The organism is Flavobacterium sp. FPG59, assembly GCF_002150205.1.
Classification (GTDB): Bacteria; Bacteroidota; Bacteroidia; order Flavobacteriales; family Flavobacteriaceae; genus Flavobacterium.
This window is the reverse complement of record NZ_MTCA01000089.1, coordinates 1-11,928: the sequence shown is the minus strand read 5'-3', so window position 1 is coordinate 11,928 and position 11,928 is coordinate 1. Positions and strand designations below refer to the sequence as shown.

The 11,928-nt window shown below is 33.8% G+C and carries 8 protein-coding genes and 1 tRNA gene; 3 read left to right on the top strand and 6 right to left on the bottom strand.

The window, feature by feature from the left end:
• Window positions 1-226: 226 nt before the first annotated feature.
• From infB to rimP, 3 genes are all read right to left on the bottom strand, one after another.
• A complete protein-coding gene (infB, locus tag FPG59_RS09395; protein ID WP_086454354.1) occupies window positions 227-3,109 on the bottom strand; it encodes a translation initiation factor IF-2 in 2,883 nt (960 codons plus the stop codon).
• Between the two features lie 110 nt (window positions 3,110-3,219).
• Window positions 3,220-4,473 (bottom strand): transcription termination factor NusA, encoded by a 1,254-nt coding sequence (gene nusA, locus FPG59_RS09390; protein WP_086454353.1) that lies wholly within the window; start codon window positions 4,471-4,473, stop codon window positions 3,220-3,222.
• 13 nt (window positions 4,474-4,486) lie between these two features.
• Window positions 4,487-4,951: a ribosome assembly cofactor RimP gene (rimP, locus tag FPG59_RS09385; protein WP_086454356.1), complete on the bottom strand. Its 465-nt coding sequence runs from the start codon at window positions 4,949-4,951 to the stop codon at window positions 4,487-4,489.
• 178 nt (window positions 4,952-5,129) lie between these two features.
• On the opposite strand from rimP, the gene FPG59_RS09380 reads away from it, so the two are divergent.
• Window positions 5,130-5,954 carry a universal stress protein gene (locus FPG59_RS09380; RefSeq protein WP_086454352.1) on the top strand — a complete coding sequence of 275 codons (825 nt, stop codon included), beginning with the start codon at window positions 5,130-5,132 and terminating at the stop codon, window positions 5,952-5,954.
• Window positions 5,955-6,008: 54 nt separating this feature from the next.
• On the opposite strand, the gene FPG59_RS09375 is transcribed toward FPG59_RS09380, so the two are convergent.
• Window positions 6,009-6,079, bottom strand: a tRNA-Gln gene (locus FPG59_RS09375).
• Window positions 6,080-6,330: 251 nt separating this feature from the next.
• Here FPG59_RS09375 and FPG59_RS09370 point away from each other — a divergent pair.
• Together FPG59_RS09370 and FPG59_RS09365 are read left to right on the top strand one after the other, a co-directional pair.
• Window positions 6,331-9,621 (top strand): DUF2723 domain-containing protein, encoded by a 3,291-nt coding sequence (locus tag FPG59_RS09370; protein ID WP_086454351.1) that lies wholly within the window; start codon window positions 6,331-6,333, stop codon window positions 9,619-9,621.
• Window positions 9,622-9,680: 59 nt separating this feature from the next.
• Window positions 9,681-10,322, top strand: a complete 642-nt coding sequence (locus FPG59_RS09365; RefSeq protein ID WP_086454350.1) for a polysaccharide deacetylase family protein — start codon at window positions 9,681-9,683, stop codon at window positions 10,320-10,322.
• Window positions 10,323-10,332: 10 nt separating this feature from the next.
• On the opposite strand, the gene FPG59_RS09360 is transcribed toward FPG59_RS09365, so the two are convergent.
• Both FPG59_RS09360 and FPG59_RS09355 read right to left on the bottom strand, forming a co-directional pair.
• A complete protein-coding gene (locus tag FPG59_RS09360) occupies window positions 10,333-10,629 on the bottom strand; it encodes a co-chaperone YbbN (protein WP_086454349.1) in 297 nt (98 codons plus the stop codon).
• Window positions 10,630-10,701: 72 nt separating this feature from the next.
• Window positions 10,702-11,928, bottom strand: a 1,227-nt coding sequence (locus FPG59_RS09355) for a metallophosphoesterase (RefSeq protein WP_254906672.1), incomplete at its 5' end; no start/stop codon positions are given.

The following is an 11,928-nucleotide window of genomic DNA, read 5'->3' as shown; positions in this document are numbered from 1 at the left end:
TTATAATGCTTTACAGCATTTTTACCAACTATTTTTGACTATTAAACCGAAAAAAAAATTAATAAAAAGGCATAGCTTTGTAAATTAAAATAATGATAAACAACAAAAACTATTGCCGAATTTCAACAAAACATCAAACTTAATCAATCATAAAATATCATTTTACAAAAAAGTATTAAAATAAAAAAATCCCGACGAATCGGGATTTTAAAACTATAATATAAAATTATTTCAATTTCTTTTTAACAGCAACTTCATGGTATGATTCAATAACATCACGTTCTTCAATGTCATTATATCCTTTAATTTGAATACCACAATCGTATCCTTTGGCTACATCTCTAACGTCATCTTTAAAACGTTTAAGAGCTAATAACTCTCCAGTGAATACAACTACACCATCACGAATAACACGCATCTTAGCATTCTTAACAATTTTACCATCCATAACCATACTTCCTGCAATAGAACCAACTTTAGAAATTTTGAAGATCTCTCTAATCTCAGCTGTACCAAGGATTTCTTCTTTCATTTCAGGAGCTAACATTCCTTCCATTGCATCTTTCAAGTCATCGATAGCTGCATAGATAATAGAATAGTAACGGATATCTATTTCTTCTTTATCGGCCAATTGTCTTGCATTTCCAGCAGGACGCACATTAAATCCAATAATAATCGCATCTGAAGCAGAAGCTAACATAACATCAGTTTCTGTAATTGCTCCAACACCTTTATGGATAATATTAATTTGAATTTCTTCGGTAGATAATTTAGAGAACGAATCAGACAAGGCCTCAACAGATCCATCAACATCTCCTTTAAGAATAATGTTCAATTCTTTAAACTGACCTAATGCTATTCTTCGTCCAATTTCATCTAATGTAATATGACGTTGAGTACGTACTGATTGCTCACGCATTAACTGAGAACGTTTAGACGCAATTTGCTTAGCTTCTTTTTCGTCTTCAAAAATATTGAATTTATCACCTGCCGTAGCTGCTCCGTCAAGACCTAGAACAGAAACTGGTGTAGATGGTCCAGCAACGCTTATAACATTACCTCTTTCATCATGCATGGCTTTAATTTTACCATGATGCTTACCCGCTAACATATAATCTCCTACTTTCAAAGAACCATTTTGTACTAATATTGTAGAAACATATCCCTTTCCTTTGTCAAGAAAAGCCTCTACTACAGTACCAGATGCTGCTTTATTAGGATTTGCTTTCAAATCTAAAATTTCAGCTTCAAGCAACACTTTTTCTAATAATTCTTTTACACCAGTTCCCACTTTTGCAGAAATATCATGTGATTGAATTTTTCCACCCCAATCTTCAACAAGTAAATTCATACCTGCTAATCTTTCTTTTACTTTTTCAGGGTTAGCATTTGGCTTATCAATTTTATTAATTGCAAAAATAATAGGAACTCCAGCTGCTTGAGCATGGCTAATTGCTTCTTTTGTTTGTGGCATGATGTCATCATCTGCTGCAATTACAATAATAGCAATATCGGTAACTTGAGCACCACGCGCACGCATCGCAGTAAACGCTTCGTGACCCGGTGTATCTAAAAATGCAATTTTTTGTCCGTTATCAAGAGTTACTCCGTAGGCACCAATGTGTTGTGTAATTCCTCCAGACTCCCCTGCAATTACGTTTTCTTTACGAATGTAATCCAGTAATGATGTCTTACCGTGATCGACGTGACCCATTACCGTAACGATTGGCGCTCTGAAAACCAGGTCTTCTTCTCTATCTTCAACAACCTGAATTGCTTCTTCGATATCAACAGTAATAAATTCAACTTCATAACCAAACTCATCAGCAACAATTGTCAACGTTTCTGCATCAAGACGCTGATTCATGGTAACCATGATTCCAAGTGACATACACGTTCCAATAACTTTAGTAATTGGCACATCCATCATGATTGCAATTTCACCTACAGTAACAAACTCAGTAACCTTAATAGTTTTACTTCCTTCATCTAAAGCTCTTTGCTCATCATCAGATTTCTGACGGTGCGTATCTCTTTTATCTCTTCTATATTTAGCCGCTTTAGACTTACCACCTTTACCTTGTAGTTTTTCTAAAGTCTCTCTAATTTGATTTTTAACTTCTTCTTCTGTTGGCTCAACTTTTGCAACAATTGCAGGTCTGTTTCCTTTTACGAAACCAGGTCTTGCGCTTCTATTCGCATTAAAACCACCACCACCAGTGTTCGGCGTAATTTTATTTGGATTTGGAGCACCCGGAACAGCAGGAGGCCTTGGCGCACCTGGTTTAGGAGCTATCCTTTTACGTTTATTCTTATTGGCATTAGCTGCCGCAGAACCAGGAGCACCTGGTTTATTAGGTGTAATCTTTGGCTCTTCTTTTTTCTTTTTAGGCTTATTAAATTGCGATAAATCAATAATTTGTCCTGTTAGAGTAGTACCAGATAATTTTTGGTATTGAGTGGTAATAGTTTCGTCAGCAGTAACCTCTTCAGATTTTACTGGTTCAACTATTTCAACAACCTTAGGAGCTACAGGTATTTCAGCTACAAGTTCCTTAACTACTTCTTTAGGAGCAATTGCAGGTTTTGATTCTTTAACATCTGAAGTAGTTTTGATATCCAAAGGTTTCGGGACAATTTTATTTTCTGCCGGTGTAATCTTTGCAGCAGGAACTTCAACACTTTTAGGAGCAGATTCTACTTTTGGGGCCTCTTTTACAGGAGGAACAATTGCAGCCTTTTTTGGGTTCAAATCAATCTTACCTACTTGAACTGGTCCAGACAAAACGGCTCTTGCCTTTATAACTTCTTGTTGTTTTGCTCGTTCTTCATCAAGTTTACGTTTATCCTCGATCTCTTTTTCTCGCTCTAAACGTAATGCTTCCTTTTCTTTTCTTTTCTCTTCTCCTACTTCTTTTGAAGCTTCTTTATTCCCTTTGTCACCAGCAAATTGACCGCACAAAACATTGTATATATCATCAGAAATTTTTGCGTTTGGATTTGCATCAATTGCAATTCCCTTATCTTTTAGATAATCCACAGCTCTTTCCAAAGAAATATTCAATTCCCTTAAAACTTTGTTTATTCTAATAATTCTCTCTTCAGACATAAAACCTTTTTATTTTTACCTTTTTTGTTATTCCTCACTTTACTTCTAGCCGATACCTACCGAACTAGATTATTTGTAAAATGGCATGTTTATAGTTGAAGACCTGTTGACTAACTGTCAAATTCCTCTTTTAATATTCTCATTACATCTAAGATTGTTTCCTCTTCTAGATCTGTTCTTCTAACTAAGTCATCTACATCTTGACTCAAGATACTTTTTGCAGTATCTAAACCAATTTTAGCAAATTCCTCAATAACCCAACCCTCAATTTCATCTGAGAATTCAGTTAACTCAACGTCATCCTCATCAGCAGTAGCACCAGCTACATCACCCTCACGAATCACGTCTAATTCATATCCTGTCAATAATCCAGCTAATTTAATATTGTGTCCTCCACGACCAATAGCCTTAGAAACTTCCTCTAATTTCAAGAAAACTTCAGCTCTTTTAGTTTCCTCATTAATTTTAATTGAAGAAACTTTTGCTGGACTTAAAGCACGTGTAATTAACAATTGAATATTACTAGTATAATTGATAACATCAATATTTTCATTTCCTAGTTCACGAACAATACCATGAATTCTTGAACCTTTCATTCCCACACAAGCACCTACAGGATCAATTCTATCATCATAAGAATCTACGGCTACTTTTGCTTTTTCGCCAGGGATTCTTACCACTTTTTTAACCATAATTAAACCGTCAAAAACTTCAGGAATTTCTTGTTCAAATAATTTTTCTAAAAACTTCTCAGAAGTTCTAGACATAATTATTTGCGGTTTATTTCCTTTCAATTCAACACTTTCTATAATACCTCTAACGTTATCACCTTTACGGAAAAAGTCAGATGGAATTTGCTTTTCTTTAGGTAATACAATCTCATTCCCCTCATCATCTACTAAAATAACAACTCTAGGGCGCACATGATGTACTTCGGCAGTATAAATATCTCCAATTAAATCCTTGAATTGCTTGTAAAGATTCGTATTGTCGTGCTCATGTATTTTTGAAATCAAGTTTTGACGTAAAGCAAGAATAGCTCTACGCCCCAAATCAATAAGTTTTACCTCTTCAGATACTTCTTCACCAATTTCAAAATCTGGTTCAATTTTTCTAGCTTCTGTTAAAGTTATTTCAAGGTGATCAAAATCTAAATCTTCATCCGCAACGATTACTCTTCTTTGCCATATCTCCATATCACCCTTATCAGGATTTATGATGATGTCAAAATTATCATCTGAACCGTACTTTTTCTTCAATGCATTTCTAAATACATCTTCTAAAATTGCCATAAGCGTTACACGATCAATGAGTTTATCATCTTTAAACTCTGAAAATGAATCGATTAATGCTAAATTTTCCATGCGAATTCTTTAATTAAAATGTTACTGTAACAATTGCTTCTTTAATATCTCCATAAGGAAGTTGTAATTCCTTTTGAATTGTCTCTTTCCCCTTACCTATTTTTTTAGGCTCTCTTGCTTGCCATGACAAAATTACAAAATCATCATTAGCATCTACTAATTCTGCTTCAATAATTTCTGTATTTGTCTTCACAATCAAGGTTCTACCTATATTTTTCTTGTATTGCCTTACTTGTTTCAAGGCAGATCCAACTCCTACTGAGGCCACTTCAAGAGAATAATCTTGCTCTTCTCTATCTAGTTTACTATCAATATATTTACTCACATCAATACAGTCTTGCAAGGCCACACCTTGATCTCCATCTAGCGCAACAATAACTTTAAAAGCATCTGTAACTACTAGGTCAATTAGAAATATCGAGGGCTTCTCTGCTAAGCAGTCGCTCAAAACTGAATGTAACTTTTCTTTAAATGTCATATTTTTATAAAAAGAGGGGACTATTCGTCCCCTCATTATCTAGTTTTTAATAAATAACGGTGCAAAGATAGTGTTTTTTTACAAATTAAAATAATTGACCGCTTTAAAAAAAATTCTTATCTTTAATATCAAGTTAAAAACAACTTGTTGATTCCCATAATTTAACACTTATTTGATTATGAAACACATTTTAGTTCCCACTGATTTTTCTGAACAAGCTGAATACGCATTAAAAGCCGCAGCTCAACTTGCTAAAAAAAACAACGCATCTATTTATCTCTTACATTTATTAGAACTTCCTAGCCAAATGAGCGATGCTGTTTCGAGCGGAAAAAGCATTCCTGAAGTAATTTTATTTATTCGAAAGGCAAATGAAAGACTGGAGAATATAAAATCACAATCTTACCTAGACGGCATTGTGGTAGAAAGTAGCGTTCAGCTAGAGAAAGCATTTTCTGGAATTTTATCCTTTAATGAAACTAACGAAATTGATTTAATTATTATGGGCTCACACGGAAGCTCAAACACAGAACACTTATTAATAGGCTCAAATACCGAGAAAGTAGTTCGGCTATCCAAAGCTCCCGTTTTAGTTATCAAGAAAGATCCCGGCGAATTTCAGATCGAAAAAATAGTTTTCGCATCTGATTTTTCGAAAGAAACCAAAAAACCTTTTAAGAAACTGCTGAAATTTAGTCAAGATACAAATGCAAAACTGCTTTTAGTCATGATTAATACTCCAAACAGTTTTAAAACCACTCAAAAAAGCGATCAAATTTTAGAAAAATTCCTTAGAAAACATGATTTAGAAAACTACTCCACCCACGTATACAATGATACGAATGTTGAAAACGGCATTACTAATTTTGCTAAAAGCAAAGAAGCCGACTTAATTAGCATTTGCACACACGGAAGAACAAGATTATCCCACTTTTTTAGCGGGAGCATTAGTCAAGGATTGATAAATCATGAATCTAGACCGGTTCTTACTTTCAGAATCTAAATTCAAAACGTATTCTAAACAAAAAAACCTCTCGATTGAGAGGTTTTTTTTAAGTTGGTCTACTAGGACTCGAACCTAGAAAGACTGCACCAAAAACAGTTGTGTTACCATTACACCATAGACCAGTAAAATGCTTTGCTTTATTGTTGCTTAGCGAGTGCAAATTTATACTATTTTTTAGTTTGCACAAATTTTTTTTACATTTTTATCAAAAAAAAATCATTCAAATTAAAAAAAAGGACTCGTTAAAGAAGAAAAATATTCATTATCAATAGGTTAGTATTCGAAGATAGTTTTACAGAAAATAATGTTAATGCGATGTGGGTTAAACAAAAAAACATTTTCTTTGTAACTTAAATAATATAAGACTTGATACATGGATAAAACAGCATTCAATTTCAATAAATGGAACACAATCATCGGTTGGCTTACTTTTGGGATAGCATTAATCACCTATAGTTTGACAGTTGAACCCACCATGAGTTTTTGGGATTGTGGAGAATACATTGCCACTGCTGCAAAATTAGAAGTTGGCCATCCGCCAGGTGCTCCATTGTACCAAATGATTGGTGCCTTTTTTGCCATGTTTGCATTAGATAATACTAAGATTGCATTGATGGTAAATATGGTATCTGTTTTTTCAAGTGCGTTTACTATTTTATTTATGTTTTGGTCATCATCAATGATTTTGAGAAAAATTGTTGGTCGATTTGCATCAACACCTTCATTAAACAAAAACAATGATGTTGTTGTTTTAGGAAGTTCGTTTGTAGGAGCATTGGCGTACACTTTCTCAGATAGTTTTTGGTACAATGCCGTAGAGGCGGAAGTGTATGCCATGGCTTCCCTTTTAATAGCATTATTGTTTTGGCTTGGCTTACGCTGGGAACAAGATATGGATAAGCCAAGAGGTAATAAATGGTTGCTTATTATATCATTAGTAGTAGGGCTTTCTTTTGGTGTACACTTTATGGCTTTATTAACCATTCCTGCAATTGGTTTTTTATATTTCTTTAAAAATTATGAAAAAGTAACTCTTAAGAGTTTTATTATTGCAAATGTCGTAGTGATTTCTATTTTGTTATTTATTTTTAAATTGTTACTACCACTAACGATGGCTTTCTTTGGTAAAACCGAAGTTTTTATGGTAAATAATTTAGGATTACCTTTTGACTCTGGAACATTGTTTGTTGCTATACTTATTGCTGTTTTGTTTTATTTTGGTTTGCAATACACGAAGAAAAAACAACTAATTACATACAATACTCTATTGCTTTGTGTACTTTTCATCCTAATTGGTTTTTCTACCTGGATGATGTTACCTATTCGTGCCAATGCTAATACAGTTATTAATGAAAATAAACCATCTGATGCACGCGAAGTTCTCGCCTACTATAATAGAGAACAATACGGAGTTAATCCTCTTTTTTACGGCCCTCAATACACTGAAAATTTTGCAGGTTTAGACAAGGATAATCCGTACCTGGACAAAGCACCAAACTATGAGCGAGATTATAAAACTGGCAAATATGTTATTGTAAATAATTTCAAAAATGCAGAGCAAAATTCTGATGACAATCATAAAACCATCTTGCCAAGAATGTGGAGCGCTGAGCATATTGAGAATTATATGAATTTTACTAATCCTCCAGCGTTTAGACTAAATCCTGATTATCCTTATGAAGAAGATCTTGCAAAATACGGCATTGACCCTAGCCAATTAAGCGAAGAAGATTATAACAAAGCCATAGCGCAACTAAAGAGTGAAACAGAAAAAATTGTAAACGAGTTTAGACAGGCGTATGCACAACAACAAATTGACAATGAGGGATATGTAAAATTCTTAAAAAGTTATGGCGACTATTTATTAATTGAAAAACCTACCACAGCAGACAATTTAGGCTTTATGGTTGAATACCAATTTGGCTATATGTACTGGAGGTATTTAATGTGGAATTTTGTAGGGAGACAAAACGATGTTCAAGGAAGATATGATTATCTTGATGGAAACTGGTTGAGTGGTATTTCATTTATTGATGAATTACATTTAGGAAGTCAAGAAAACTTACCTTCAGATGTGACAAACAACAAAGGTAGAAACGTATATTTCTTTTTACCTTTTATTCTAGGACTTATTGGTTTAATGTATCATGCCAATAAAGATCTAAAGAGCTTTTACGTTCTACTTGCCTTATTTCTTTTTACCGGAATTGCATTAAAAATATACCTCAACGAAAGACCATTTGAACCGAGAGAACGTGATTATGCTCTTGTAGGATCGTTTTATGTATTTGCTATCTGGATTGGTTTTGGTGTATATGCATTATATGAGAGCGCTCAAAAATACTTAGCCCCAAAAATTGCTGGACCAATAATGATTAGCGCTTGTTTACTTGCCGCTCCCGTATTAATGGCTTCTCAAAACTGGGATGATCATGACCGTTCAGGCAAATCTACTGCAGTAGCCATGGCAAAAGCATACTTAACCTCATGTGATCCTAATGCTATTTTGTTCACCATTGGGGATAACGACACTTTCCCTTTGTGGTATGCCCAAGAAATTGAAGGTGTAAGAACTGACATTAAAATAGTAAATACTAGTTTGTTCATGACCGATTGGTATATCGATCAAATGAAAACCAAAACATACGAATCAGACGCATTGCCGATTTCATTTACGCATGATCAATACGTGGGTGACAAATTAGACTATGTGGCATTTATCCCTAAAATAGACACCCGTTGGGACATTAAAGATTTGATTGATTTTATTAAAAATCCAAAATCAACGGTTGAAATGCAAAACGGACAAACGATTCATTTTTATCCAACAAACAAAATCAGAATTCCAGTTGATAAAAATACAATTATCAAAAATAAAGTTGTTTCGGCGCAATACTTTGACTCAATAGTTCCATACATTGACATTGATGTTAGCAAAAATGCCTTGTACAAAAACCGATTGATGATGCTAGATATAGTTGCAAATAACAACTGGAAACGCCCTATCTATTTTAGTGGTGGTGCCTTTGATAACGAAGATTACATTTGGATGAAAGAGTACTTACAACTAGAAGGAATGGTATACAAACTGGTTCCTGTTAAAACTACTTTACCTAAAGATGCTAGCCCACTAGACATGGGACAATTGGATTCAGATAAAATGTATGATATTGTCATGAAATGGGAATGGGGTAACGGAGAAAGTACTACCATTTATCATGATCCTGAAACTAGACGCAACAGTATCAACTACAGATCATACCTTTCTAGATTGATGAACCAACTCATTAAGGAAGGCAAAACCGATAAGGCAAAGAAAGTTATAGATCTCGCAATGACTAAACTTCCAGTAGAATACTTTGGTTACTACTCCCTTGTGGAGCCATTTGCAGATGGATATTACAAAACAGGTGAGAAAGCTAAAGCTCAACAATTATTGGATAAACTAACCCAGAAATACCGTGAAAACCTTAATTATTATGGCGGTTTAAAAGCTAGTGAGCAGTCAAGTATTGTGATTCCTATTGTTACAGATATTGAGCGCTATAGAAGCTTGCTTAAAGTAATGAAAGAGAATAATGACTTAGAGTTCTACAACAAGCACAGAGCTACATTTAATACCTATATAAAAATGTTTGAACGTTTTGAACGTGATAGAGAATAAATAAAATAGTACTTAAAATAGCGGCAATCTTGTCGCTATTTTTTTTAACTTTCTTTGAGATGAAATTGTACTGGGTAAAAACTAATAAACTAATTAAGACACTGTTCTCAAAATGGATTTGGGACATTCCAAACACAAAAAAAGTGGTTTATCTAACTTTTGATGATGGTCCCACACCCGAAGTAACATCATGGGTATTGGATGAATTAAACAAATACAATTTTAAAGCTACCTTTTTTTGTATAGGTGATAACATTCGTAAATATCCCGTAATATTTAAAAAAATTATAAGTGAAGGCCATGCTGTAGGGAATCATACCTTCAATCATTTAAACGGATGGAAGACATCAACGCAAAACTACATTGACAACACGGAGCTTTGTCAAGAAATAATAGACGAGAATAGGAATTACAATTCTGACTCTAAAATTTTTCGTCCGCCTTACGGCAAAATAAAAACAGCTCAGTCTAGAGCTTTATTAAAAATGGGATATAAAATAATTATGTGGGATGTATTAAGCGCTGATTTTGATGAAAAGATAAGCAATGAAGAATGCTTGAACAATGTAATTATGAACTTGCAGCCAGGGAGTATTATTGTTTTTCATGACAGTATAAAAGCTTTTGAAAAACTAAAATACGTGTTACCCGCAACCTTACAATATTTACAAGATAACAACTATGAAACGAAAGTCTTATAGGTAATGATAATTAATACTGTCCTTGAACAATACTAATAAGAGTATTTGCATCGAGCTCTCCAGATTGTCTCCAAATCATTTGGCCTTGCTTATAAAGCATCAATGTTGGAAGTCCTTTAATGCGAAGTGCATTGGCTAATTCTTGGTTTTTATCAACGTCTATCCTTATAACCTTAGCTTTATCACCAAGAGCAGCTGCTACATCTCTAATAACGGGATGCATGGCTACCGAAGATTCATTCCAATCCGTATAAAAATCAATTAATACGGGCACTTGAGTATGTAAAAGTTCTCCAAATTTTGACATAAACCTTAATATTTAGTTTTCTAAATGTAATACAAGAGATTGATAATATACAAATGTAACATTTTTAACGAATTATGCCACATTAGGGGCTTTTTTTAGTTCAATTACTGTTATTTCTGGCATGATTCCTACTCTACCAGGATAGGCATGAAAACCAAAACCTCTGTTTACATAAATATAGCGTCCCACGTTTTCATACAAACCAGCCCATTGTTCGTACACATATTGCACTAAACTCCATTTGAAATAGCCTGGAATTTCAATACCAAATTGCATGCCATGAGTATGACCAGAAAGCGTAAGTTGAAAATGTCTTTTATCGTGCTGAACTACCTTATTCCAGTGTGAAGGATCATGGCTCATAAGTATTTTAAAATCTTGTTTTTGTAATGATCCAGATGCTTTGTCTAAATCTCCAGCTTGTTTAAAATTGTGTCCCCAGTTTTCTACCCCTACAAGAGCTATTTGATCATTGCCTTTCTTTATAAAAGTATGCTCATTAAGTAATAAGTTAAAGTCTATTTGTCCGTAAAGCTTTTTTATATCCTCAAAGTTCTCCTCTTTTTCTTGTTCGGTTTTCCAAGTTACATATTCCCCATAATCATGATTCCCTAATACAGCGTATTTACCGTACTCGTGTTTATTGATATTGTTAAACGTTTCTATCCAAGGATGCATTTCTTTGGCATGCGTGTTTACAATATCTCCTGTAAACAGTATCAAATCAGAACCTTGCTCATTGATCAAATCAATTGCGTGTTGTATTTTATCTGGATTATCAAAACTACCACTATGAACATCTGATATTTGTGTAATTGTAAATCCATCAAAAGCATCTGGTAAATCCGGAAAAAAAATACGTTGCTTGATTACTTTGTAATTGTACTTACCAACTGTAATACCATATATAAGTGATAGAAAAGGCACTGCAGCAAGACCCAATCCTATTTGACTTATAAATTTTCTGCGTGAGTTAAAAAAATCTTTGCTTTCATCATAATTAGAAAAATAATTTAAAGTCCCTACACACAAACGATACAAATCTTCGCCTAAAAGTAGTATTGTAAAAACAAACTTAGGAAGGTAAACTAATAGCAACAAAGCCATAGTAAACATTGTTTTTTGTGTTTGACCTATACTCCTATCAAACTGCATTAAGGAGTAAACAATATAAACTGATAAAGCAACACTTGCAATTTGAATACTATATAAAAAAGACTTGTTCTTAATTATGGTTTTAAAAACTTGGAACGTGTAGATTTCTAAAACCAAAAGAAACAAACACAATATAACTACACG

Bases quoted from the DNA above. Each gene is read 5' to 3' on its own strand.
- infB (WP_086454354.1), bottom strand. From the start codon at position 3,109: ATGTCTGAAGAGAGAATTATTAGAATAAACAAAGTTTTAAGGGAATTG.
- nusA (WP_086454353.1), bottom strand. From the start codon at position 4,473: ATGGAAAATTTAGCATTAATCGATTCATTTTCAGAGTTTAAAGATGAT.
- rimP (WP_086454356.1), bottom strand. From the start codon at position 4,951: ATGACATTTAAAGAAAAGTTACATTCAGTTTTGAGCGACTGCTTAGCA.
- FPG59_RS09380 (WP_086454352.1), top strand. From the start codon at position 5,130: ATGAAACACATTTTAGTTCCCACTGATTTTTCTGAACAAGCTGAATAC.
- FPG59_RS09370 (WP_086454351.1), top strand. From the start codon at position 6,331: ATGGATAAAACAGCATTCAATTTCAATAAATGGAACACAATCATCGGT.
- FPG59_RS09365 (WP_086454350.1), top strand. From the start codon at position 9,681: ATGAAATTGTACTGGGTAAAAACTAATAAACTAATTAAGACACTGTTC.
- FPG59_RS09360 (WP_086454349.1), bottom strand. From the start codon at position 10,629: ATGTCAAAATTTGGAGAACTTTTACATACTCAAGTGCCCGTATTAATT.